Source organism: Pseudomonas sp. MOIL14HWK12:I1, from assembly GCF_000510705.1.
Classification (GTDB): Bacteria; Pseudomonadota; Gammaproteobacteria; order Pseudomonadales; family Pseudomonadaceae; genus Chryseomonas; species Chryseomonas oryzihabitans.
This window is the reverse complement of the sequence record NZ_KI783307.1, coordinates 1465489-1489873: the sequence shown is the minus strand read 5'-3', so window position 1 is coordinate 1489873 and position 24385 is coordinate 1465489. Positions and strand designations below refer to the sequence as shown.

General features: G+C 59.4%; 16 protein-coding genes. 9 read left to right on the top strand and 7 right to left on the bottom strand.

Going from position 1 to position 24385, the window contains the following annotated elements; translation table 11 throughout:
* Nucleotides 1-10: 10 nt before the first annotated feature.
* From PSEK12I1_RS0116875 to PSEK12I1_RS0116860, 4 genes are read left to right on the top strand one after another with little or no spacing between them, the layout of a single operon-like run.
* Nucleotides 11-1006 (top strand): ABC transporter ATP-binding protein, encoded by a 996-nt coding sequence (locus PSEK12I1_RS0116875; protein WP_027602318.1) that lies wholly within the window; start codon nucleotides 11-13, stop codon nucleotides 1004-1006.
* Nucleotides 1003-1965: an ABC transporter ATP-binding protein gene (locus tag PSEK12I1_RS0116870; RefSeq protein WP_027602317.1), complete on the top strand. Its 963-nt coding sequence runs from the start codon at nucleotides 1003-1005 to the stop codon at nucleotides 1963-1965. Before PSEK12I1_RS0116875 ends, PSEK12I1_RS0116870 begins: the two co-directional genes overlap by 4 nt.
* A gap of 14 nt (nucleotides 1966-1979) precedes the next feature.
* A complete protein-coding gene (locus PSEK12I1_RS0116865; RefSeq protein WP_027602316.1) occupies nucleotides 1980-3374 on the top strand; it encodes a M20 family metallopeptidase in 1395 nt (464 codons plus the stop codon).
* Nucleotides 3374-4528, top strand: a complete 1155-nt coding sequence (locus PSEK12I1_RS0116860) for a M20 family metallopeptidase (protein ID WP_027602315.1) — start codon at nucleotides 3374-3376, stop codon at nucleotides 4526-4528. Before PSEK12I1_RS0116865 ends, PSEK12I1_RS0116860 begins: the two co-directional genes overlap by 1 nt.
* A gap of 504 nt (nucleotides 4529-5032) precedes the next feature.
* On the opposite strand, the gene PSEK12I1_RS0116855 is transcribed toward PSEK12I1_RS0116860, so the two are convergent.
* Together PSEK12I1_RS0116855 and PSEK12I1_RS24675 are read right to left on the bottom strand one after the other, a co-directional pair.
* The gene (locus PSEK12I1_RS0116855) at nucleotides 5033-5314 is read right to left on the bottom strand and encodes a hypothetical protein (protein ID WP_027602314.1); all 282 of its coding nucleotides are present in this window, start codon (nucleotides 5312-5314) and stop codon (nucleotides 5033-5035) included.
* Nucleotides 5315-6721: 1407 nt separating this feature from the next.
* Nucleotides 6722-6955 carry a hypothetical protein gene (locus tag PSEK12I1_RS24675; protein WP_144949569.1) on the bottom strand — a complete coding sequence of 78 codons (234 nt, stop codon included), beginning with the start codon at nucleotides 6953-6955 and terminating at the stop codon, nucleotides 6722-6724.
* Between the two features lie 233 nt (nucleotides 6956-7188).
* Here PSEK12I1_RS24675 and PSEK12I1_RS24670 point away from each other — a divergent pair, with 233 nt between their 5' ends.
* Nucleotides 7189-7365: a hypothetical protein gene (locus PSEK12I1_RS24670; protein ID WP_155951382.1), complete on the top strand. Its 177-nt coding sequence runs from the start codon at nucleotides 7189-7191 to the stop codon at nucleotides 7363-7365.
* Between the two features lie 319 nt (nucleotides 7366-7684).
* Here PSEK12I1_RS24670 and PSEK12I1_RS0116845 read toward each other — a convergent pair whose 3' ends face one another.
* Nucleotides 7685-8305, bottom strand: coding sequence for a tyrosine-type recombinase/integrase (locus tag PSEK12I1_RS0116845; protein ID WP_027602313.1), 621 nt, complete (start codon nucleotides 8303-8305; stop codon nucleotides 7685-7687).
* 266 nt (nucleotides 8306-8571) lie between these two features.
* A complete protein-coding gene (locus PSEK12I1_RS0116840; RefSeq protein WP_027602312.1) occupies nucleotides 8572-8955 on the bottom strand; it encodes a histone-like nucleoid-structuring protein, MvaT/MvaU family in 384 nt (127 codons plus the stop codon).
* 571 nt (nucleotides 8956-9526) lie between these two features.
* Between PSEK12I1_RS0116840 and PSEK12I1_RS23895 the strand changes: the two genes are divergently transcribed.
* The 4 genes from PSEK12I1_RS23895 (at nucleotide 9527) to PSEK12I1_RS23890 (ending at nucleotide 14403) form a co-directional block, all read left to right on the top strand.
* The gene (locus tag PSEK12I1_RS23895) at nucleotides 9527-9985 is read left to right on the top strand and encodes a hypothetical protein (RefSeq protein WP_051399133.1); all 459 of its coding nucleotides are present in this window, start codon (nucleotides 9527-9529) and stop codon (nucleotides 9983-9985) included.
* 320 nt (nucleotides 9986-10305) lie between these two features.
* The gene (locus PSEK12I1_RS0116830; RefSeq protein ID WP_027602311.1) at nucleotides 10306-10500 is read left to right on the top strand and encodes a hypothetical protein; all 195 of its coding nucleotides are present in this window, start codon (nucleotides 10306-10308) and stop codon (nucleotides 10498-10500) included.
* Between the two features lie 262 nt (nucleotides 10501-10762).
* Entirely contained in the window at nucleotides 10763-10945 is a 183-nt protein-coding gene (locus PSEK12I1_RS24665; RefSeq protein ID WP_155951381.1) for a hypothetical protein, read from the top strand.
* A gap of 1361 nt (nucleotides 10946-12306) precedes the next feature.
* Entirely contained in the window at nucleotides 12307-14403 is a 2097-nt protein-coding gene (locus PSEK12I1_RS23890) for a bifunctional diguanylate cyclase/phosphodiesterase (RefSeq protein ID WP_081737505.1), read from the top strand.
* Nucleotides 14404-14536: 133 nt separating this feature from the next.
* Here the strand turns inward: PSEK12I1_RS23890 and PSEK12I1_RS0116815 are convergent, their stop codons facing one another.
* From PSEK12I1_RS0116815 to PSEK12I1_RS23885, 3 genes are all read right to left on the bottom strand, one after another.
* Entirely contained in the window at nucleotides 14537-15259 is a 723-nt protein-coding gene (locus tag PSEK12I1_RS0116815; RefSeq protein ID WP_027602310.1) for a Crp/Fnr family transcriptional regulator, read from the bottom strand.
* A gap of 75 nt (nucleotides 15260-15334) precedes the next feature.
* Nucleotides 15335-15547 (bottom strand): hypothetical protein, encoded by a 213-nt coding sequence (locus PSEK12I1_RS0116810; protein ID WP_027602309.1) that lies wholly within the window; start codon nucleotides 15545-15547, stop codon nucleotides 15335-15337.
* Nucleotides 15548-15811: 264 nt separating this feature from the next.
* A complete protein-coding gene (locus PSEK12I1_RS23885) occupies nucleotides 15812-24376 on the bottom strand; it encodes a GH36-type glycosyl hydrolase domain-containing protein (RefSeq protein WP_037007044.1) in 8565 nt (2854 codons plus the stop codon).
* Nucleotides 24377-24385: the final 9 nt, after the last annotated feature.

Sequence of the window (24385 nt, the reverse complement as noted above, 5' to 3'; positions counted from 1 at the left end):
AGGACTGACCATGGCACTGCTCGACGTTAAAGACCTGCGCATCGACATTCCCCTGGGGGACGACACCCTGCACGCCGTGCGCGGCCTGGACCTGCAGGTGGAGCGGGGCGAGATGCTCTGCCTGGTGGGCGAATCCGGCTGCGGCAAGTCGCTCACCTCCCTGGCGCTGATGGACCTCCTGCCGCGCCAGGCCCGGCGCCAGGCGGCGCGCCTGACGCTGGGCGAGCACGACCTGCTGACCCTGGGTGAAAGGGGCATGCGCGACCTGCGCGGCAATCGCCTGGCGATGATCTTCCAGGAGCCCATGACCGCCCTCAATCCGGCCTACAGCATTGGCGACCAGCTTGCCGAGGTGCTGCGGCGTCACCGCAGGCTGGACCGCAAGGCCGCCTGGGCCCGCGCCGAGGCCATGCTGGAAAAGGTCGGCATCAGCAACGCCGGCGAACGCCTGCGCCAGTATCCGCACCAGCTCAGCGGCGGACTGCGCCAGCGGGTGGTCATCGCCATGGCGCTGCTCTGCGAGCCGGACCTCATCATCGCCGACGAACCCACCACGGCGCTGGACGTCACCATCCAGGCGCAGATCCTGCACCTGCTGCGCGACCTGCAGCGGGAATTCGGCACCGCCATCGTCTTCATCACCCACGACCTGGGGCTGGTGGCGCGCATCGCCGACCGGGTGGCGGTGATGTATGCCGGCCAGATCGTCGAGCAGGCGCCGGCCGCCGAACTCTTCGCCGCGCCGCGACACCCCTATACCCGTGGCCTGCTGGCGAGCATCCCGGTACCGGGTCGGACCCGTCCCGGGCAGCCGCTGGGCGCCATTCCCGGCCTGGTACCCAGTCTGGTCGGCGAGCAGCACGGCTGCGCCTTTCGCAACAGATGCCCGCAGGCGGTGGCGGCCTGCGCCGACAGCGTGCCCTTGCTGGAGGAGGGCGCGCACCTGGCGCGTTGTCATTTCGCCCTGCCCAGCGAACCCCTGCGCCGGGTCGGAGGTGTGCGATGAGCCGCGAGATCGCCCTGGAGCTGTGCGACATCCGCCGCGAATTCACCCTGGGTCGCGGCCTGTTCCGCCCGCCCGCCACCCTCAAGGCGGTGGATGGCATCTCGCTGCGACTCTATCGCGGCGAGACCCTGGGGCTGGTGGGGGAGTCGGGGTGCGGCAAGAGTACCCTGGCCAAACTGCTGCTGGGGCTGCTGGCGCCCACCAGCGGCGACATCCTGGTGGGTGGCGAGCACCTGCGTGGGGTGGACCGCAAGCGCATGGCCCGGCACATCCAGCCGATCTTCCAAGACCCTTATTCGTCGCTCAATCCGCGCAAGACGGTGCGTCAGATCGTGGCGCTGCCGCTCCAGGTGCATGGCCTGGGCACGCCAGCCGAGCAGCAACGGCGGGTCGCGGAGATGCTCGACGTGGTGGGCTTGCCGCGCCGCGCGGCCGACAGCCATCCCGGTCAGCTCAGTGGCGGCCAGCGCCAGCGGGTGGCCATCGCCCGCGCCCTGGTGATGCGCCCGGACGTGCTGATCTGCGACGAACCCACTTCGGCGCTGGACGTCTCGGTGCAGGCGCAGATCCTCAACCTGCTGCTGGAACTCAAGCGTGAATTCGGCCTGACCTATCTGCTCATCAGCCACAACCTGGCGGTGGTGGAACACCTGGCCGACCGGGTGGCGGTGATGTACCTCGGCAAGATCGTCGAGGAGCGGGAGCGGGCGGCGCTGTTCGCCCAGCCGGCGCATCCCTATACCCGAGCGCTGCTGGACGCGGTGCTCACCCCCGATCCAGCGCTGGGGCTCCCGGCGCTGGGCCTGGGCGGCAGCTTTCCCAATCCCATCTCGCCGCCCAGCGGCTGCGCCTTCCATCCCCGCTGCCCGCGCTGCTTCGGCCCCTGTGCCGAGCGCTATCCGGAACGCGAAACCATCCCCGGCGGCAGCAAGCGCTGCCACCTGCCCGAACCCGCCTGACCCCGGAGTCCGTCATGACCAGCCGTACCCATGCCCTTGAGCTTGCCGCCGCGCACTTCGACAGCGGCGCCTTCCGTGCCCGGCTCGCCACCGCCGTGGCCCATCCCACCGAAAGCCAGGAACCCGAGCGCCAGGCGGAGCTGCAGCGCTACCTGGATGACTTCATCGCGCCCTACGTGGCCAGTCTCGGCTTCACCAGTCTTCGCCTGGACAACCCGGTCGCCGGCAAGGGGCCCTTGCTGATCGCCGAGCGGATCGAGGACCCGATGCTGCCGACCCTGCTCAGCTATGGCCACGGCGACGTGGTGCGCGGCGATGCCAGCCGCTGGCGCGAAGGCCTCGCGCCCTGGACGCTGGTGGAGCAGGGCGAGCGCTGGTACGGGCGCGGTACCGCCGACAACAAGGGCCAGCACCTGCTCAACCTGGCGGCGCTGGAGCAGGTGATCGCCGCGCGCGGCGGACGCCTGGGCTACAACGTCAAGTTGCTGCTGGAAATGGGCGAGGAGATTGGCTCGGTCGGCCTGCGCACCTTCTGCCAGGAGCAGCGCCAGGCCCTTACCGCCGACCTGTTCATCGCCTCCGACGGTCCGCGGGTCTCGGCATCCAGGCCCACGCTGTTCCTGGGTGCCCGGGGCACCTTCAACTTCGACCTGCACCTGGACCTGCGCGAAGGCGGCCATCACTCCGGCAACTGGGGCGGGCTGCTGGCCAATCCCGGGATCATCCTCGCCCATGCCCTGGCCAGCCTGGTGGATGCCCAGGGCCAGATCCAGGTCGCGGGGCTCAAGCCCACCGAGCTGCCCGCATCGGTGCGCCGTGCCCTGGCCGACATCGAGGTGGGCGGCGCGCCGGGCGATCCGGCCATCGATCCCCACTGGGGCGAGCCCGGGCTGACCCCGGCCGAACGTGTCTACGGCTGGAACACCTTCGAACTGCTGGCCTTCACCACCGGCAATCCCGAGGCACCGGTCAATGCCATTCCTGGCACTGCCCGTGCCCACTGCCAGATCCGCTTCGTCGCCGGCTGCGACTGCACGACCTTCATTCCGCTGATCGAGGCGCACCTGGCCGAGCGGGGTTTCGCCGCGGTGCGCGTCACCCGTGCCAAGGACGAGATCCTCCACGCCTCGCGGCTGGACCCGGAGAATCCCTGGGTGGACTGGGCCCTGACGTCCCTGACCCACACCCTGGGTGAAAAGCCCGCCTTGCTGCCCAATTTCGGCGGTGGCTTGCCCAATGACATCTTTGCCGACATCCTCGAACTGCCCACCCTCTGGGTACCCCATTCCTATCCCGCCTGCTCCCAGCACGCGCCCAACGAGCATCTCCTGGCCCCGGTCGTGCGGCAGGGGCTGCAACTCATGGCCGGGCTGTTCTGGGACCTGGGCGATCGCTGGAGCCGCAGCTGATGTCCCTTGCCAAGACCGCCGCCCTGGAGTGGCTCGCCNCCCAGCGCGAGCCGATGACCCGCCTGCTGCAACGCCTGGTCGATACCGATTCCAACAGCTATGACAAGGCCGGCGTGGATGCCGTCGGTGCCGTGCTCACCGCCGCCCTGGCCGAGGATGGCATCGAGGTCGCCCGGACGCCGGTGACCGACTTCGGTGACATCCTCGCCGCCCAGGTGGGGCCTGCCACGGGCGCCGCGGTGCTGCTGCTGGGCCATCGCGACACCGTCTTTCCGCCGGGCACCGTGGCCAGCCGCGGCTTCACCCAGGATGCCCGCCAGGCCTACGGCCCCGGTGTCGCGGACATGAAGGGTGGCCTGGTGGCGAGTTGCTTCGCCTTGCGCGCGCTCAAGCGTGCCGGCGAGCTGCCATTCCCGGTACGGGTGCTCTACACCGGTGACGAAGAGATCGGCTCCGGCACGGCGCGCCCTCATCTGGAAGCCGCGGCGCGCGTGGCCCGGGCGGTACTGAACTGCGAGCCCGGACGGGTCAGCGGCAACGTGGTCAAGGCGCGCAAGGGGGGCGCCAGCCTCACCATTAAGGTCAGCGGGCGGGCGGCTCATTCCGGGGTCAACCACGCCGAAGGCGCCAGCGCTATCCAGGCCCTGGCGCTCAAGGTGATCAAGTTGCATGCCCTGACCGACTACGGGCGCGGCATCACCACCAACGTCGGCCTCATCGAGGGCGGCACCTCCAGCAACACTGTCGCGCCCAGCGCCACCGCGCGCCTGGACGTGCGCTTCGTCGCCCTGGCCGACTGGCCCGAACTGCAGGCGCGCATCGAGGCCATCGTCGCCGAAGAAGAGCTGCCGGGAACCCGGGCCAGCGTCACCATCACCGGCCTGTTCCTGCCCATGGAAGAGCACCTGAGCCGTGACTTGCTGGCGCTCTACCAGCGCGAGGCGCAGGCAATCGGCTTCAGCGTGGAGGGGGAGTTCACCGGTGGTTGCGCCGATTCCGGCTTTACCGCAAGCCTGGGTGTGCCCACCCTCTGTGGCCTGGGCCCGGTCGGTGGCAAGGTGCATACCGATGCCGAATTCCTGGTGCTCGACACCCTGGTTCCGCGCACCCAGGCGCTGGTCGCCACCATCCTGGCTCTGGCCGTAAAGGCCTGATCCTCTTGCCAGTTTCCGAAACAGGTGCGACTACCAGCCGGCGAGGGCCTCAATTGGCGGCTTTAGGCTCTGTACGAAAAATGCCTGTGCTTGGTGATGCTTCGTTGAAAAAGGCTTCGCTTGACCTTCGCTCGGCGATTTTTCGTACAGAACCTAGATTTTCGAAATTGCGGCGACTGTTAGTGGCAATTCACGCGACGGCCCTAGGATCTGGTTGTAATAGCTGAGACTGCCTGCAGAATTTTCCGTGAACAGTTTAGGAGTTTAGGGATTGCCTTTAATAGTGTGAACAGCTCGAAGGCCTGCTATCGACCCAAAGCTGCCGTTGGCGGTCGACCCGTAGCTGACCTTCGGCGAGGGCGGTAAACGACCAGAAGCAGGTTATACGGGTGCTGTTCTTCGGCTAGGCCGGCAGTTGGCAGATCACCTGCCTGCAGGTGAGGGCCGAAAAAATCGCGGTGGCCTAGATGACGAGTGGCTGACGCCTGCCTACGATCATATCCCTTACGACCATTTCCTTAGCTTGCTGATCTCCACACGGCGCGTCGCGGCGTGACCGCAGAGCTCGTTGCAGAGGTCGGCCGCGATCGCGCCCATCGAACAGATGTCCAGAATTGCGAGCAACGGACCTTCATAGCTCGTGGTCCTGTCAGTTATTACGTCGCAGACGGTGAGGATCCTATCGTCAGGATTGGTCTCGCTTCGTTCGAGCATCACCTCGAAGTTTGATGGGAAGAACGCCTCCACGTAGGAGGTAAGACTGAATTTATTTACTTGATGACTCATTTTTACCTCCACGTGCGACTTACCTAGCTTGGCAAAGGAGGGTACGTTTCGGTCAAGCGTAAGCGGATCGGATTTTCACCGAACTTTTGCCTTTGTCTTCAGACAACCGGTAATGGTGGCCACTGAACTGTGCACCGATTACCCCTTCCCATGCAGAGCATATATCGTAAACATGGGAGACAACGATGTCAGATATTCGAAGACCAAGAATTGATGCAGGAGCAGCCCCGGAAGACCTTCCGCCTACGCTTGAAGAGACTCAGGCACGGAACGCTCAGATCCGCTTAACCAAAATTGCAAAGCTCCGTCAACAAGCGCTTTCCGACCGCTCGAAGGCGGCCGATAGGAACGAGAAAGTGAATCCCTAACAATAGGGACCGTCGGTAATAGTGGCCACTGAACGAGCGTGTGTTTTCCACTTCCAAGCTTATGAGGCCATTTTCGGCCTCAATGTGAGGTGGTAAATGATCACTACGTCCAGAGTCTTCCAACGCTTCAGTTCGCCGATTGCGCCGGCCATGATAGTGAGATCGCTATTCGGGATTGACGCGGCTATCGCGGGTTCTCGTTTCGCGCAGGCTACTGAGCCTGATGCGGTTGAACCCTTGGACCCTGACCAGGCCGACCCAGCAAATCAGCCTGATTCCGATTTGGACGCTCCGGAAGATCCGGTGACGGGCGATATCGACGACCAAGAGCCAGCGCCTCGCTAGCTTAATTGCAAACCAAACAAAGCCCAGCCATTGCGCCGGGCTTTTTCTTTTCTAAAGTAAAAAATGGATCCATCTGACTGGGGCGGTGAAAATCTGGTTAGATGGGGCACGGCCGGCGGCATTGGTTTGGCCTGGGATCTTAACCAACTCTGCAAGTTCTTCTCCCGCGTCAATGCCGGTGTAACTAACGGCCACGCCGAGAATGACATCCTTGATCGCTGCAGTGTTTCGGGGCTACCTCTGCTTGAACCAAGATTTTCGCTAGAGAACCGGCTATTCAAACCTCAGTGAATGACCTTAAGCCTATTCAAGTCAAGCTCAAGTATGCGGACTTTTTCGAGATTCTCCGCGTAACGCTGGAACAGGATTTCTAAAACGGCCCTATCAGCTGATAATTTCAGTTATTCGATGCTGATTTTTTGCCGGGTGAGATGTTCGACTTCTCTGGTGCCAACGTACAATTTTCTTGCTTCGCTCATTTTTCAATTCCATTGGTAGTTGCCGGCATACCAGCACCATAAGGAGGTTTTTACGTGCCAGTAGCAAGATGCTTTACTTTGAATATCATGCCTTAGCTCGCAAAGTCTGCCGAGTTAGCTCCTCGCCGTGTTAAATTTGCGCAAGCGAAACGATAATGAGAAAATCCCAAAATTAAGCGATGCACTTCGCATTTTAGGTCGCGACTACCGTCTCGCTAGGTCTCTTGAGGTCTTGCGTCAGATTCCAATAGAAAGCGAAACGCCTTTAAAACGGTCTCTTGTCGTTCTTGAATTTCGACAATGCATAGACCCAGCATATTGCGAAGAGCTTCGGTATCAGCTGTTCCATGACATTCATAAATTTGACGTAGTAGCTGATTAATGGCGTCTTGTTCCGCTGAGTACCGCTCGAGCAGCTCTATTCCGTGCTTTCTATCCAGCTCTTTCATGCCACGCTCCTATAGTGAAAATCGCTACGATAACCATTCATGAGAGATAGTATCTATGGCAATATCACGTTTTCGCTCATCTGATGAGCGGTGGATAACAGTCTATCTTACCAGGTGTCTTCTCATTATAGCCTTTGGTTAGATGAGCGGAAATCGAAATGGACGACCTCCGACAGGCGCTGTCTGCGTTAGACCCACCTATAAAGCATTTTATTGAGTATAGGAATAGTGGCATGCTTTTGACGCTGTTGGATATTGAAATTTACGCCAGTGTCTTCAGATTCATCACCCCTCGAACCATGCGAAGCGCAGAGGCCCTGAACCTGACAATACTTTACGCCATCAATGAATTGCGGGTTAAAGGCTCACATCTTCCACTAGATGCAGATACAGTAATTATCAAAGCCTGAGCTATACTAGCGGTCATCTAACATTGAAGCGCTAACGGCGAGCTGGAGATTACCCGCATATGCCTGGATGGCGGCATATTCTGGCAAGTCTATGGCGCAGATATATTTTCCGACACACTCCACTTATTGCCAGGCTGTATTGGGTTCGTTGACTTAAATAAGTCTGTCTATGGGCTGTGGGTTTTATTACACGATAGGCGAACTTCTTCACTGTTAGCTTTTTTCCTACCTGTCCGCTTTCGACCGATTTTAATCCAGTGATGAAGGACTGCTATTGGCCGGATAGCGACGGCCCCGCAGCCGTCGCTAGGTCATGCGGCTATACCTCCGTCTGTTCGGCCATCTCCAGAGCGTCGTCTACCTCGATGCCAAGGTACCTGACAGTGCTTTCCAGCTTCGTATGGCCCAGTAAGAGCTGTACGGCCCTGAGGTTCTTTGTCCTGCGGTAGATCAGCGAAGCCTTGGTTCGCCGCAGGGTATGGGTTCCGTACAAGGCTGGATCCAAACCAATCGCTGTCACCCAGGCTTTGACGATCCGTGCGTACTGTCGGGTGGAAATATGCTCGGAGTGGGCAAGCCTACTTGGGAACAGGAAGTTCTCGCTTCGAAGCTTTGCATGGCGTATCCAAGCCTCCACCGCTGAGCGTGTCTGCTCTGTGATCTCAAATTGCACCGGACGATGAGTTTTTAGCTGCATCACGATAGCTCTCGGTGAGACGTGCTCCCCGTGGGCTATGTCCCGCACGCGCAGTCTGGTGAGGTCGCAGGCGCGCAGCTTGCTATCGATCGCCAGGTCAAAAAGAGCCAAGTCCCTGGTTTTCTGCGCAAGCTGGAGTCTGACGCGGATAGCCCAGATGTCCCTAATCCGGAGCGGGGCTTTCTGACCAACGAGCTTTCCCTTGTTCCAAGGCTCGTGGCTAACGACTGCTATCGCTTTCATGGCTTGTTCTCCTCAGTAAGGGAGTACAAGCATGGGCCATACCATGGGACGGAGTTATCCGACCCATCATCCGGCCGCCGAGGCGGAAACGGCCAGAGGCTACCGCTCATTGCAAGATGAATACGGTTAAATGCACTAGAACGGCAGCAGAAGCGAAGCGGCAGCTACTGATGCCTTAGAGCTTTTCCTCGCGGCGACTGCGAAGGTACTGATAGCGCAGCGGTTCTACTTCGGTATGAATCGCTGCTTCATCGAGACCGGCAAAATTATTCGCCTTGAAGCCAGCCTTCGACCACGTCGGAGCCGTGCTCAGCTTTCCAGGCTTTTAGGATCTTGTGGTTGCCGCCCTTGGTTTCGATGACCTCACCGGATTCGGGATGCTTGTAGCGTTTCAACTGGCGGGACCGGCGCTGCTTTGCTGCCAGCGTAGATTTGCTCTTGCGAGCAACGCTATTGGTGGTACCGGCTTCGGTGTCGAGAATGGCGATGACGTCACGAAGCGACTTTTTGTGTTCGCCTAGCAGAGCGCGCAGTTCCTTTTCGAACCTGAGCTCTTTCTTAAGACGCTCGTCGTTGTTTAGCTGCTCCAAGCGCTGCTTCAATTCTAAAATAGCGACTTCTATCTGGCGGTATTCCTGAATCAGGGGCACTGTGATCTCCTCAAGATTATTCGGTGGCTGCCGTTATAGCTTTTCTAGCTGTAAACGGCCAGAGCAAGGATAAAATAATTTTCTGGCGTTTTTTTTGTGGACGGTATTGCCGGCCAGCAGTGGACTCCGATAGGTTGAGTTTAGTCTGGTGCGCTGGATCGCTGGCCTGATCAGCGTGTCCAACCCCAACTCCGGAACGTCTCTCACAATGTGTTTTAAGTTAACACGATTTTCTATAAGTGTTACATAGCATGCTTTGCGTACTCGCGCTTAAGCTCTAGCATTACAGCTAATCGCTCGTGAATAGTTTTCGGCAACCGAGCATTAGCTAGACATAGCTTCATTTCATGATTTTCTATAATTTATCTTTAAGCTTCGTCCTTACGTACTCTGAGACGGCGGTTCACGAGCATTACTACGGCGTAGGTCCGTCCGCTTTAGTCCCGATGAGCGATAAGTCAGTACACGCTAGGTTATGATGGTCTCGTGTGCTGAGACGGACGGTCGGGAACGATGCCTATCAGGTGCTATCAGACTGCCATTGAAGGCAGCTCTTGCAGGGACAGTCACCATGGATCGTGTCGTCGCACAGATCTCTCAGTCTCTCAACTGGGATTATCTCATCGCACTGGAAAGCAGCCTGAAAGCGCGTGGCGTTATGACTACAAAGGTCCAGGCTGAGTTGGATCATCATGCGTTCACTCTGGCCCGCCGCTACTTGGTGAAAAAGGGCCGGCTTGGTGCAGGGCCGTTCTCGGCCGCGGAGGAGGAAATTCTCGAGGTCCTCGCCGAGGCGGTAACGACGTTGCGGCGCTCGGGGCGCTTACCGCACAACATCATCAAGAGCCTCTGCTTCGGCGGACTCATCGCCGCAGTGCAGCGTAGCGTCTCTCACGCTGGTCTGCTCAGGTGTCGCACCGATTTTGAGTCCGATGCGGTGCTGCGGAGTGTCTTCGAAACTATCGTCAATCGCCATCCGACCGCGTTCAGTGCCGAAACCGTGGAATTGGCCGGTCTGCGCCTGGTGTAGGCCGCGCGCTATCGCAGGCGCTTGGATGGTAGGTCGCCGCCAGTCGGAACAGGATGCCCTGAGCTCGATCGTTCGCTAGCAAACGCCGAGTAGACTACTAGTTATCTCATGGGGACCGACGCAGGCAGGCTAAAGCTGGGCATTTCGCTGGGGACCGTAAGGTGCCTACGCCGCCGAGTACCTACCCGGAGATCACCAGGACTGACGCCGGTGTTGGCGTTGAATCTTGGGAGTGATCGGCAATCCTGCTCCCGTTGCTATCACCCTGCTCCCGTTCTGCAACGAGACTGCGGAAGCCGCTGTCGTCAAAGGAGTCGTGCATGAATTCCCAAGCACAAGCCCGCGCTGAATCGCGCCGTCGCCTCGATGCTGCCAGGGTGAAGGTCGAAGCTGAGCTGTCCAAGTCGCTGCGATTTCGTAAGCGCCAGACCAACCCGTTCTGGATCCTTTTACCTGTGATCGGTGGCATTGCCTTTGCGGCCTTCATGGCGTGCTGGGCCCAACTGATGGTGTGACCGGGACGTGAGCAGCCCTGGCGAGGGCGCCCGATGCAGGCAGCTGATCTACAGGAGTACCGCATCCGGTGTAGCCCCTTGATTGCCTCAGCAGCGCCCGGCTCTTTCCCAGGTTCCCTCGCGCGCCGGTGGGAGCCTGTGGGCGGCGGGCGTTCAGTCACCCATCGAAGCCCGCTTTAGACCGATGGTGATAGTGGCCACTGAACGGCGGGCGTTGCGACCCTTCTGATCTAGGGCGAATCCCGCTTATAGGAGAATACAGATGTCCAATGAATCTAACACCCGGATAGATGCCGGAGCGAAACGGGAAGATCTGCCCCCAACGCTGGAAGAGACACAAGCCAGGAATGCAGCGCTGCGTTTGGAAAAAATGGCAAAGCAGCGCCAGCGGGATCTGTCAGATCGCTCGATAGCAGCTGACAAGAACGAAAAGTTGGTTCCCTGATTTGCGGCCGAACGAGATGGCTCTGGTATTACTGGTTACACGTCAATCCTATCAGTTGTTATCCATAATAATGGGTTTCACTGCCTTGCTGGTCATCTCGGCTACATTCATCATCTCGTGAATGGATCTCCGCCTGGGGTGTTGGTAAGTGCACAAGGCGATTACGATATGCTGCATGGAATCTTTTTATCTCAAAGCCGGCGGATCTTCTGAGCCTGACCAGGATAGCGCCGATTCGTCGAGTCCAAGACTACTGCAGATGATTGACGCGCCAGCCAGGCCTTGTCCCGCGATCGACTATTCACCGAATAGCCTCGCAGTATGTAGCTAATATTCTGCTGCCTGTCGCAATGACCAGCGTCGGATGATCTAGCTAAAAGCGATCGAGGTCTCGTCCCCAGATGCCGCAACCCAGTTTGCCGCTTGCGTCACTGAGTGAACGGAAATATGCGTAGCCTATTGTCTCCATTTCTGTCCTTATAAAACAGTTACCAAATGATGTGAGCGTCGCGCGCAGGTAGAGGTCACAGGCATCAACTATGGGCAGGCTGGGTAACACAGGCGTGGCGGTGACAAACTGAAATTATTGTCGATACCCATTTTCCAGCGCCTAGGGCACGGTGGTGGCATGGGCGAAGGGAAGCACCTTTGGTAAACCTGGGGCTCCTGCTCTGCAAAAGGCATTAGATACGAAACATGGTGGCAATTCGCTTCTGACTGAAAAAGCAGATAAACAGTTAAAGATGACGCGTAAAGGTACGGCATTTGGATATTGGGTCCTAGGGACAGGAGGCTCTTATGCATACGTTTTCTTGAGTTTTCGCTGATAAACGCTTTAAAAAGTAAGTCTCCCCAACGTCATGTTGGCCAATGGTATTGCTTGGGATTTCCTGATTTTTAACTATGTCCTTTGCTGGGAGCGTCCACTGTCCTGCATTGTGGTGGTCCTGAGTTTTGAATGCTTGATCCGAGGGCAGTGCTTGTTGAGCTTCGGTGTTTTGAATTATTACTGTGCTTAATGCGCGCGTATGGTTTTTGGGAGGTGGCATGCCAAATGAGTCAGCTGCTGTAGAGGGTGTATTGTATTTTCTGCTGATCGGCGTTGTCCTGCTTGTGTTGTTAGCCACTCTTGTTTTTGATTTTTGGTGAGCGGCCCTTTTGAATGCTTCACGTGCCTATCTCCCTAGGACGTGATGCCCCTTTCTGCGGTTTTCCGTGGTTACGAGTCTTTCAAGCGTTCTGAGTAGATGTTGATTGTGGAATGATTATTTTACAGAGGGGTGTAGAACGGCAGCCTCAGGTGAGCGCCTGATGCCACCTGTGATAGCTGCACTGAAACCTGCTTGCCGGTCAGAGGTGTGATGGACGTTAATCTGATGGTCGTTTCCACGAAGGCACGAGCCGCTAAGTTTGCAAAGAGTATTGGTTCGACGTCGACTGTATTCAGTGTTTCGCATTTTCCTGACATTAGTTTCGCGTTGGCTGCACTTAATGCCGGAGGATTAACCGATGTCATCGTCCTAGTGATGACAAGGCGCATCCTGAAGCCTACTAAAATCCTCGGCCTCTTAAATGCTGCCGCTAACAACAATCCTCCCATTCCTGTTGTGGTGGTAGGCGCTGAGTCCCTGCGAGCACGAGTAGATTTTGCCCTCAAACAAGGCGCATATCTCTACATAAGCGACGAGGTTTCCCATCCCAGCGTCTTGGTGCAAGCCTTACAAGACGTCTGGATCAAGTCTGAAGGCTATCGCGTGCGCAGTAGCGCTCTGTCCAGGGCACAGATCACCCTGGACTCCATCAGTGATGGAGTGATAGGTACCGACAGCGCCGGAACGATTGAATACATAAACCCCGCTGCTGAGAAGCTGACTGGCTGGCCGAAAGAGTTGGCAAAAGGAAAACCGGTTGGCGATGTTATGAAAGTCACGCTCGATGGGGCATTCGGCGATATCCCTCATCCGGTGGAGCTGGCGCTGAGCAAGCGCGCACCTACAGGATTATGTGCAGGCGCTGTCCTGCTGAGGCGTAACGGTGGAGCCATAGACATCGAGGACTCCACCGCGCCGATGATCGATGAAACAGGCGCTGTAACAGGGGCGGTTATCGTTTTCCACGATGTCTCGATGGAGCGAGCCATGAAAGCCAAGATGACGTATCTGGCGGAGCACGATCAGTTGACCCATCTCCCCAATCGCCTTTTGTTCCGCGACAGGGCCGCGCAATCCTTACGATCCGGCGTCAGAAATCAGTCAAGCGTCGCGATATTCTTTCTGGATCTAGATAATTTCAAGGGGATTAACGATTCCTTCGGACACTCCGTGGGCGATAAACTTTTGATTTCCGTTGCCGCTCGCTTGTTGGCTTGTGTGCGGGAAGAGGATACGGTAAGTAGACAGGGAGGAGACGAGTTTTTAGTGTTGCTCGCAGGGCTTAAAAGTCGTGAGGCAACCGAGCGGGTTGCGCAAAAAATAATGTCCAGCTGCAATGAACCTCATCTGATAGATGGCCATGACATCCATATCACGATCAGCCTGGGGATAGGATTCTCTCTGCGAGAGCATACCGATATAGATGCGCTTATTGCCCAGGCTGATACGGCTATGTATCGGACAAAACAGAATGGCCGAAACGGTTATACCTTCTTTAGTGATGAGATAGGCGCGCAGGTACAAGAACAGCAGAAAATCGAAGAGGGCCTTCGGCGGTGTATCGATCTTGATGAGATCAGGCTTGTTTATCAGCCTAAGATTGATCTTTCAAGCGGTGCGGTAGTCGGTGTCGAGGCGTTGATGCGATGGACCAATAAATCTCTAGGAGAGGTTGCGCCGACTCGCTTTATTCCTGTGGCGGAGACGACGAGACTGGTGATAGCGCTAGGTCGATGGGCCATAAAGGAAGCCTGTACGCAAATAGGGCAGTGGAGATCTCTTGGTTTGGGAGATATCAAAATTGCTGTCAATGTGTCGGCATTAGAGTTGGAGGACGACGCCTATGCCGACTATGTCTCCACGGTGTTGAGTGACTGCAAGTTAGATCCTGGTCTGTTGCAATTGGAAGTGACTGAAACGGTGTTCATAAAGGACTTGACTAAATGCGTGGTGAGGTTGGAGCTGCTAAAAGAAGCCGGTGTTTTGCTTGCGCTCGATGATTTTGGTACCGGCTATTCGAGCTTTTCATACTTGACCCGTATGACCTTTGATTTTTTAAAAATAGACAGATCGTTTGTTCACGATATCGAATTGGATAGCGGAAGAGTGGCGGTGGTCGGTGCCATGCTTTCGATGGCGAAAAGCCTTGGTTTGACGGTGATAGCGGAAGGTATAGAAACCTCTGCTGAGGCAGAGTTTTTTATAAATAGCGGATGCGATCAGGCTCAAGGATTTTTCTTTAGCAAGCCGCTGGAGGCTATGGATATGCCCGACTTCCTTCGTCAACAGCGCTCAACTGCAGGTTAATGCCGGCTGGCAACACTCTCTATAGAATGCTGAATGCATTGACACGGGCTCGGAAAAGCCAGGCTGGATGCTCCATGAGCCTTTTGCCTACGGTATGTTGCCCTTCATCCACCTTTCAAGAGCAGCCCGCGCGTCAGTTGCGTGTCGGTAGATACGACAGCAAACGATCGGTTTCCTTTTTCACCACGGCATAGCATTCGCAACTCAGTTGTTCGAGTCGGGTGCGGTCAAGCACGGTGATGTGCCCGCGGCTGTATTCGATCACGCCTTGGCGTTGCAGTTTGCCCGCTGCCTCGGTAACGCCTTCGCGACGCACGCCAAGCATGTTGGCGATCAATTCCTGGGTCATGTTCAGTTGATCACCAGGCAGCCGATCTAGAGACAACAACAGCCAGCGACACAGCTGCTGGTCTATCGAATGGTGGCGGTTGCAAACAGCGGTCTGCGACATCTGGGTGATCAGGGCCTGGGTATATCGCAGCATCAGTACCAGCATGTCGCCATGCAGGTCGAATTCTTCGGTCAGGCGCTGACCTTGCAGACGATACGCATAGCCATCGCTCTGCACTACGGCACGACTGGGTGTGCTCTCGCCGCCCATGAACAGCGAAATCCCAACCAAACCTTCATTACCCACCACCGCGATTTCCGCAGAGGCGCCGTTTTCCATCACATTGAGCAGCGAAACGATAGCGTCGGTGGGGAAGTACACGTTGCGTACCAACTCGCCAGATTCATAGAGCACCTGGCCCAGCGGCAGATGGACGAGCTCTAGGTGCGAAGAGAGCCGTTGCTGGACTTCGCCAGGTAGAGCAGCCAACAAACTATTCTGCTGCGGCATGGAGTCTTCGGGCATGGCTTCCCTTCGGCGGTACGGTCGGATTGACCCGTCACTATACGCCTCGCGTCGCCTACGGACGATGCATTGGCGTCAGGCGCTCCTAGGATGAACAGCGTCGCTGCTCGAGGTATCGGCGATGTTGATCAGGCCCTGACCGCGCGCTTGTGCGGACTCGTAGCGAGCGAGCTCGCTGGGCGCCGCCTCGAGGTAGATGACGGTTGCGGAATCCGTCGGCCTGACGTCGCGCCTGGTGACCCGGATGATGTTGCCCGAACTCTGTGAAACGACGAAATAGGCGAGCATGACTGCTTCCTCTTGGCTGTTTGAGCAATCTTCTTAGTACCGCGCGCCCCAAAGAGTTTGCGAATAGCTCTCGCGCCTTCGCGGGGCTGGTCGCAGCGTTGGTGTCCGCAAGACCAGTCCTGAGTTAGGTGGGTCTTCGGCCCCGTGCGGTTCCTTCGGCATAAAGGTGCGGCGTTACTTGCTGCCGCTGTGCACCGGCCCTTCGTCGTCGAATCCCGTACCTGTTGGCGTGACCGCCCCTGGCGAAGCGGTCGGAGCCCGCTGTCACCTGTATGGCCAGTGCACCTTGACCTGATGCTCCACGCCATCGTCGACCAAGCCTATGCTGTCGCCTGGCACCGTCACGCCGTCCATTTGGATAGCCGCCTGGGGCAGCTCGGTGGGGGAGAGCGCGATGCGGTAAAGGGTGGTGCCGAAACGGTAGTCCAGGCTGAAGGTCGTCCAGTCCGCCGGCAGCAACGGCCGGATGCGCAACTGGGTGCCGGTGCGTTGCACGCCAAGTAGTGATTCTACGATCAGCTGATACATCCAGCCGGCCGAGCCGGTGTACCAACTCCAGCCGCCTCGTCCTTCATGAGGCGGCATGCCATAGACATCCGCAGCCACTACATAGGGCTCGACCTTATAGAGGTCAGTAGCAGTGGTCCCGTGACTGATCGGATTGATCATTCGTAATAATTCCCAGGCCCGAGAACTGTCCCCTAGCTCAGCGAACGCCATGCCTGCCCAGACGGCTGCATGGGTGTACTGGCCACCATTCTCGCGAACGCCGGGTACATACCCTTTGATGTAACCAGGATCGAGCACACCCTGATCGAAGGGCGGATCGAGCAGCTGCACCAAGCCGATGTCACGCCGCATGAGGTGCTGTTCCAAAGACTCCATGGCCGCACGTTGGCGCTGCTCCGGCGCCGCGCCGGACAGCACCGACCAGCTCTGGGCGATGGAGTCGATGCGGCACTCATCGTTGCGGGTCGAGCCCAGGGGCGTGCCATCGTCGAAGTAGGCGCGGCGATACCAGTCTCCATCCCAGGCATGTTCATCAAGGCTCAGGCGCAAGGTCTCGGCCTGCTCTTCGCAGCGCTTGGCAAAGGCGGCATCGCCCTGGAGCAAGGCGGTGGTTGCGAAGCGGCGTAGCACGTCGTAGCCGAAGAAGCCAAGCCAGACACTCTCGCCCTTGCCCCCTTCGCCGACGCGGTTCATGCCATCGTTCCAGTCGCCGTCGCCCATCAGCGGTAAGCCGTGAACGCCACGCCTCAGGCTGTGCTCAATGGCCCTCACGCAATGCTGGTACAGAGTCTCTCGTAAAGGAGAGCGGCTCGGCAGGTCGTAATAGGACTGTTCACCGCTGTTGAGCGCGCGGCCTTCCAGGTAACCCACGTCTTCCGACAGTACGCTGGCATCGCCCGTGACCATGACGTAACGGCTGGTTGCCCAGGCCAGCCAAAGATAGTCGTCGGAGCAGCGGGTACGCACGCCGCGATCCAGGGGCGGGTGCCACCAATGCTGCACATCGCCTTCGACGAATTGATGGGCGGCGGACAACAGCAGGTGCTGACGAACCGCAGCCGGGTCGGCATGCAGCATGGCCATGCTGTCCTGTAACTGATCGCGAAAACCGAACGCACCGCCGGACTGGTAATAGCCACTGCGGGCCCAGAAGCGGCAGGCGATCACCTGATACATGAGCCAGCCATTGACCAGTACGTCCACGGCCGGTTCTGGAGTCTTGATCTGCAACTTGCCCAGCGTGTCGTGCCAGTACTCGCGTACGCCTTGCAATTCCGCTTCCGCGGTGGCATTGCCCCGCATGCGCAGCACCAGACGCGATGCCAAGGTAGCATCCTGCGCCGCGCCGAGCCGGAAAGTCACACTACGCTTTTCGCCGGGCGCCAGCGGCATATCCACCCGTAGGGCTGCGCAGGGATCGAGCCCTGGGCCGCTGCGCCCGGACAGGTGGAGCTGTGCCATCGCTGCCGGCGCCGCGAGATTTCCGTTGCGGCCGATGAAGTCACAGCGGCCGGCGGTACTGCTGGTGATCGGCATATCGACATCGAAAAAGGCCACCCGGCCTGGAAACTCGATGGAGTAGCTATTGCGTGCGAAGAGCGCACCGCTGTTCGGGTCTGCCTCGCTGACCACATGCATGCAGGATTTCTCGCGAAGATCTCCGAGCACCCAGGCCACGTAACCGGTAATAGAAAGCCGCCGCGGGCGATCTGAAGTGTTAAAGATTTTCAGGTGCGAGAACTTGACCGGATCCCGTAGCGATACGTAGACCCACAATTCGCTGCGAATGCCGTCTTCTTCGTGTTCGAAGACGCTGTAGCCGAAGCCGTGCCGGGTCACGTAGTTGCCCTTGCCAGGACGGGGCAAAGGCGTTGGCGACCAGTAGTGGCCGCTGTCCTCGTCGCGCAGGTAGAGAGTCTCGTCGCCTGGGTCGCTGACCGGATCGTTGCGCCACGGCGTCAGGCGGAATTCGTGGGCGTTTTCATACCAGGTGTAGGCGTTGCCGCTTTCCGAAATCACGCTGCCGAAGTCGGGGTTTGCCAGCACGTTCACCCAGGGCGCCGGTGTGCGGTGGCCAGCCTGCGAGTGAATGACGTATTCCTGGCCATCGGCACTGAAGCCGCCATGGGCATTGCTCAGGATCAGGGATGCATCAGCCAGTGGGATCGCAGCAGTCGGAACGACAGCAGGCAACAGTTTCGCATCGAAAACCGTTAGTCTCGGCTCCGCGCGGCGCCGGTGGACCTGCTCGGCGAGACTGCCGCGCTCATCGCTGAGCACCAGATGAGCGACCGCCAGCATCAGCACGCGATCCTCATCGGAGAGCTGTTGCGCCGGACGCACGAAGATGCCACCTGGCCGATCGATCAAGTGCGCCTCGCTGCCCGAGGTGACCATCTCCATGATCGAGTCCTGCAGATCCTGCCGATAGCCCGCTTGGTCTTCGTTCCAGATCACCAGGTCGACACTGAGCCCTTTGTGTCGCCAGTAGGCGTGAGCCTGCACCAGCTTGCGTACCAGATCGATATGGATAGCCGTGGAAATCTGCAGCAGCACTATGGGTCGGTCGCCCGAGATCGCCTGGCCCCAGAGGCCGCTTTGATTGCGCTGATTGGCCGCGAGGATACTCGGTGCGGCCCGCAGTGAGGGATTGGTATAGATGATGGACGCAGCCATTTGCTCGAACAGCCGTGCCTCGGCGTGGGAGGTGTTGAGCTGGCGTAGTAGCACCTGGCTATGGGTCCAGCTCAGGTCGAAGACACGATCAGCGAGGCGTCGGTCTCGGTACTTGTTGATCAGCTCAAGGCAACCCTCACGGTTGTCACTCACGCCGGTCACCAGGTCGATAGTGGCGATCTGGCCGGGATCGAAGGTGATCCGGCAACGGATGGCAACGATGGGATCGAGCACCGCGCCGGCGGTGCCCGACAGAATCTCGCTATCCATCGCTGCAGGGTGCGTCAGATTCCGCCCGCGCCCGATGAAGCGAGCTCGATCGGTTTCGTAGGAGATCGCCACGATGTCCGCATCGTGCACGGCTAGCACGTGGCACAACCACGGCACCTTTTCGTCACTGGAGCGTGGCCGACGGCTGCACAGAATGGCCTGCAGCGGGGTGAGCAGCTCGCTTTGCACGAACAGCTTGCTGAATGCCGGGTGCAAGGCGTCACCTAACGCGGGGGCCAGTACCACTTCCGCGTAGCTGGTGAGCTCCAGGGTGCGGCGCTGCCCACTGCGATTGCTGATGTGCAGGCGCCGCAATTCGATATCGTCTTCCGGCGAAACGACGATCTCGGTATGGACGTCGAAATCACGTTCGCGGACCCGAAACTCGGCTCTTGCATCGGTGAAGATTGCCTCGAAGCTTTCCGTCTTGCGTAGGGTGGGCTGGTGCGCCGAGGACCAGAAATCACCGCTGTCGACATCGCGCAGGTAACAGAAGGTACCGCCGTCGTCGCAGGTGATGTCCTCCTGCCAACGGGTGACGGCCAAGTTATCGCGGCGGCTGTAGCCGCCGCCGGCATTGCTAATCATCACATGGTAGCGGCCGTTGGATAGCAACTGCACCGCCGGGTGCCGGCGGCCAGGGTCGGTGTAGACCCGTAGCTTGTTTTCACTGGCCCGCGAGACCTGGCCCTCTAGCGAGGCATTGGCGGTGTGCAGGTACTGCGCAGCACTTCTTGGCGCGCGTTCCTGCAGCAGCAGGGATGTGGCCTGGAACTGTGGATTGGCTTGAAAGCGACGCTGCATGGGCCGGTCGAGCAATACATGGGTCAGCGACAGCAGGCTCATGCCCTGATGGTGCGCCATGAACGACTGGATGAGTCCGGCGTTCTGCCCTGGAGGCAGGCGGGCGCTGGTGAAGTCGATGGCTTCATAGAGGCCATAGCGGCCAGCCATGCCCATGCCGGCCAGGCGCTGGAGATTCTTGCAGGCGGCTTCTGGCGCTACCATCAGCGCCAACACCGACGCATAGGGCGCCATCACCACGTCTTCGCCAAGGCCGCGCTTGAGACCCAGGCCGGGCACGCCGAAGGCCCGGTACTGATAGTTCAGTTGTGCATCCAAGGTGCTGTAGCCGGACTCGGATACGCCCCATGGCAGGCCCAGTTGCTGACCGTATTCGATCTGTCTCGCCACCGCCGCGCGGCAGGTCTGGTCGAGCAGGGTGCCGGCATAGTTGGGCATGACCAGCAGCGGCATCAGGTACTCGAACATCGAACCGGTCCAGGACAGCAATACGGGATTCCCGCCGTTGCTCGTCAACAGCCGGCCCAGGGTGAACCAGCTCTCCTGTGGCAGTTGTCCCTGCGCGATGGCCAAGAAGCTGGTCAGGCGCGCTTCCGAAGCCAGGAGATCATAGTAGCCGCCGTCCAGGCGTTGTTCCTCGACGTTGTAGCCAATGGTCAACAGCTCGCGTTGCGGGTTGTAGAGAAAGGTGAAGTCCATGTCGGCCAGGTCGGCCGTGAGATCCGCCAGGCGCAGTGCGGTGGCGATACGCTCGCTGGCATGGGCGATCACCGCACGTACTTGAGACTGTTCGGCAACGGTCCACTGCGTGAAATCCAGCTGCGCCAGTTCATGCCAGCTGGCCGACCCCAGGGGGGAGCCGGGCAGGGTCAGGCTGGCCAACTCGCCGTGGAGATCCTCGCATTGAGCGAGCAATGCCAGTCGCCAGTAGTCGGCTTCTGGAGCCACCCTTAGCGCGGGTTCCAGCGCCTGTGCCTGCACGATCAAACGCTGCAGGACAGTGCTGATACCGTCCAGACCTTCAAGGGGCCGAGCGGCCGCCAGTTCGCTGTGCGCACCGTCGAGCAACTGCTCATCCAGGCCGCTCGCCAGCAAGGCTTCTTGCAGTACGGCAAGGCAGTCCGCCAGGCCAATGCACCAGTTAGGGTTGAGCACCGGCGCGTGCGGCAATTCATAAAGCCCGGATCGCAGCGTCAGTAATAGGCCAGCCAGATTGCCGCTATCCACCGTGGAAACGTAGCGCGGTGGCAGCGGTTGCAGTGTCTGGGTGTCATACCAGTTGTAAAAGTGGCGGCGATGACGCTCCAGCCGCGCCATGCTGGCGAGTGCATTATCCAGTCGCGTGAGCAGACGACCCCCGCTCAGGTAGGCGAAGTCATGAGCCGCCAGGTGGGACAGCAGCGCCATGCCCATGTTGGTCGGCGAGGTTTGGTGGGCGATCACCGCCGTTGGCTGTTCCTGAATGTTGTCCGGTGGCAGCCAGTTGTCCGCAGGGCCCACGTGATCGTCGAAGAAGGCCCAGGTCTTGCGCGTCAGGCCGCGCAGGAATTGCTGCTCCGCGGGAGAAGGCGTGAACACCGATGGGCCACTTGGCTGGCTCAACCGATAGGCGACGGCCGGTGCCAGCAGCCAGGCCAGCAGGAAAGGCGCGGCGATTGCCGATACCCAGGGGGCGTCACCCAGCAGCAAGACGGCAGCCACGACGATGGCCAGCAGGGGCGCCACCCACATCAGCCGATACAGGCCCGGCAGGTCGTTGCGGCTGCTGCGCTCCACTTCGCGGGACGAATTCCATTGCAGGAGATGGCGGCGACTGATGGTCAGGCGCCACAGCGTGCGGGCGATCGCGTCCAGGCTGCTGAAGGTTTCGAAGGGTAGCCACACCAGGCTCAACAACGCCCGCGTTAAATGCTGGGTAGCGCTGCGAAGGACGACCTTCAGGTGCTGGCCGAGAGAGATGTCCTGGGCTTTGTGTAGCAGCTCCAGCGAGGCGCTGATCAGGGGGTGGGTGATCACCAGCAGCAATACGCCAAGACTCCACGCCAGTGCGTGAGCGCTGGCAAACCAACCCCATAGCAATACCCCGAGAAAGGCGGCTGGCTCCAGGCTACGACGCAGGTTGTCGATGATCTTCCAGTAGGCCAGGTGCGTCAGGCGATTCGGCTCCAGGCTACCGTCGGATTTCGGTGTCCAGGGCATCAGCCACGGCAGTAACTGCCAATCTCCGCGTATCCAGCGATGACGGCGTTTGGCGTCGGCGCTGTAGCGCGCCGGATGCTCTTCATAGAGTTGTACATCACTGATCAGGCCGGAATGGGCATAACAGCCCTCGATCAGGTCGTGGCTGAGGATACGGTTTTCGGGAAAGCGGTCCTGGAGGGCATGTTCGAAGGCATCCACGGCATAGATCCCTTTGCCGATGAAGGAGCCGTTGCCGAACAAGTCTTGGTAGACGTCGGAGACGGAGCGTGTGTAGGGGTCCACGCCAGCGTCGCTGCCGAACAGCTGAGCGTACGTGGAGCGAGCGATGCTCGGCAGGCTGATGCCGACACGAGGTTGCAGAATCGCGTAGCCGCTCGTGATGCGTTTCTGGCGCCCATCGAAGCGCGGTTGGTTGAGGGGGTGGCAGATCGCACCCAGGAGCTGCCGCGCCACCTCGCGCGGCAGTTGGGTGTCGGTATCCAGCGTAATGACGTAGCTGATCCTTGGTAGAGCAGAGAGGTTGCCGACGACCAGGGAGAAGCGCCCAGCGCCATGCCCGCGTAGCAGCGCATTGAGGTCCGCTATCTTGCCGCGCTTGCGCTCATGGCCTATCCAGCGCTGTTCCGTGGGATTCCAGCGCCGTGGGCGATGCAGCAGGAAGAACCGTGCCGCGCCGGTTTCCGGATACTTCAGGTTCAGGGCTTCGACCGCCTGGCTCGCGTAGTGCAGTATCGACGCGTCACTCTCGAGGACTTCGCTCTGGGCATCCATGAAATCGGTGAGCAGGGCGAAGTGTAGGTTGGCGTCCCGATTGGCGAGAAAGCGTACCTCCATGCCATCAACCAGTTCTTCCATGTCCTGAACGCTACCGATCAGCGTTGGCACCACGACCAGCGTGCATGCCTCGGGGGGAATGCCGGCGCTGAGATCCAGGCGGGGCAGAATGTCCGGCAGCAGCGTCAGGGTCACCAGGCGGTTGACCAGCGCGATGGCCAGCTGGCTGGTCATTACCACGATCGGCCCGCCAAGCAGCAGTATCGTCCAGAGGCCCCATCCGTCCGCTCTCGACCAGGTGAAGAAAGGCCAGGCCAACAGCACGCTGAGCGCCATGACGGGCACGACGAAGAACGCCATGGGCGCGCCGCGCAGTATCCTGCGGCAGCGCTCCACCAGGGAGCGCCGGGCACCCAGCTGTATTTCCAGGGTGGCCAGCCCCGCACCTACCAGGTAGAAACCGACGTGCCTCTGCACTGGATCCAGTTCGGCTGCGGTGTCGCAGAGCCCGATGGCCGCCTGCGCGATGTCGATCTCGGAATGCGAGCAGCTGCGCGCCAGGCGCTCGATGGCGTGGCGGTAGTGATCGCGAGTTGCGAAATCCATGCGGTGGTAGATGTCAGCTGGGTCTTTGGCCAGCGCTTGTTCGACGCCGCTCATACGTTCGACGAACTCGCGCCAGTCCGCCGCCGATAGCAGCCGCAGGCTGTTGATGCTGTTGCTGATCGACACCTGCTCTGTGGCTTGCAGTTGGCCATCGAGATGAATAAGGCGTTCGACACTTTGGCCAGATTCCGCCAGGGCCTGTTCGACCCAGGTCATCGGCAGAACCAGAGACGAACTTTGGCCTTGTAAACGTCGCGAGAGCTCCGCAACGAAGGCGCTCGTCATCGGCGGCGCAGAGCGTGCGAGATCGGCCACCAGCAGCACTACGCTCTTGGCGTCGTGCTCGGCGGTGGAAATGAAACGATCGGCCCAGTCGTTGGCGAGGTTACGATCGGTCCAGCTAACCATCACCTGTGACGCGACACTCCGAAGATTTTCGATCAAGGCCAGGCGCAACATGATGGGAATGGCCCACAACTCACCCAAAGTCAGGGGCGTTACCGCTTGATAAGCAGTAACGAAACGGCTCAGATTATCGCTGTCGACGCGTCCGTCGCCGTGGGAGATAGTCGCCAGCGCAATGTCATATACCCTCGGCAAGCTGCGAGAAGGCCCATTCTCCAAACCTGGCAGCTCACGGCAGTAGCCTTTGGGCAGATGTTTCTGTGCGGTGCGTATCTGCTCTTCGACCAGATAGAAATTGTCGAGTAGCCACGCGGCCGCAGGCGTTGCGCGTTGATTGGACAGTGCGGCGATGGCCATCGCGTGGCAACTGCTGGCCAGAAGAGCCGCATTCTCAGCAAGGCGGTGAAGCAGGGCGTCTGAGGTGGTATGAGAGCTTAGCTGATGCTGTCGGGCGAGATGAGCGCCGTGAGTGGCCATCTGCTCTAGATTGAACAGCTCCGCACGCAATGCCGGCTCGTACTGGAAGGTGCGTGGCACGGGATGCCACAACCGTTGGATTACTCGAAGCCACTGCCTATCCATGTTTTCCTT

What these genes read in the sequence shown, in the direction of transcription:
- PSEK12I1_RS0116875 (WP_027602318.1), top strand. Translation starts at nt 11, where the DNA reads ATGGCACTGCTCGACGTTAAAGACCTGCGCATCGACATTCCCCTGGGG.
- PSEK12I1_RS0116870 (WP_027602317.1), top strand. Translation starts at nt 1,003, where the DNA reads ATGAGCCGCGAGATCGCCCTGGAGCTGTGCGACATCCGCCGCGAATTC.
- PSEK12I1_RS0116865 (WP_027602316.1), top strand. Translation starts at nt 1,980, where the DNA reads ATGACCAGCCGTACCCATGCCCTTGAGCTTGCCGCCGCGCACTTCGAC.
- PSEK12I1_RS0116855 (WP_027602314.1), bottom strand. Translation starts at nt 5,314, where the DNA reads ATGAGTCATCAAGTAAATAAATTCAGTCTTACCTCCTACGTGGAGGCG.
- PSEK12I1_RS24675 (WP_144949569.1), bottom strand. Translation starts at nt 6,955, where the DNA reads ATGAAAGAGCTGGATAGAAAGCACGGAATAGAGCTGCTCGAGCGGTAC.
- PSEK12I1_RS24670 (WP_155951382.1), top strand. Translation starts at nt 7,189, where the DNA reads ATGCTTTTGACGCTGTTGGATATTGAAATTTACGCCAGTGTCTTCAGA.
- PSEK12I1_RS0116845 (WP_027602313.1), bottom strand. Translation starts at nt 8,305, where the DNA reads ATGAAAGCGATAGCAGTCGTTAGCCACGAGCCTTGGAACAAGGGAAAG.
- PSEK12I1_RS23895 (WP_051399133.1), top strand. Translation starts at nt 9,527, where the DNA reads ATGGATCGTGTCGTCGCACAGATCTCTCAGTCTCTCAACTGGGATTAT.
- PSEK12I1_RS0116830 (WP_027602311.1), top strand. Translation starts at nt 10,306, where the DNA reads ATGAATTCCCAAGCACAAGCCCGCGCTGAATCGCGCCGTCGCCTCGAT.
- PSEK12I1_RS24665 (WP_155951381.1), top strand. Translation starts at nt 10,763, where the DNA reads ATGTCCAATGAATCTAACACCCGGATAGATGCCGGAGCGAAACGGGAA.
- PSEK12I1_RS23890 (WP_081737505.1), top strand. Translation starts at nt 12,307, where the DNA reads ATGGACGTTAATCTGATGGTCGTTTCCACGAAGGCACGAGCCGCTAAG.
- PSEK12I1_RS0116815 (WP_027602310.1), bottom strand. Translation starts at nt 15,259, where the DNA reads ATGCCCGAAGACTCCATGCCGCAGCAGAATAGTTTGTTGGCTGCTCTA.
- PSEK12I1_RS0116810 (WP_027602309.1), bottom strand. Translation starts at nt 15,547, where the DNA reads ATGCTCGCCTATTTCGTCGTTTCACAGAGTTCGGGCAACATCATCCGG.
- PSEK12I1_RS23885 (WP_037007044.1), bottom strand. Translation starts at nt 24,376, where the DNA reads ATGGATAGGCAGTGGCTTCGAGTAATCCAACGGTTGTGGCATCCCGTG.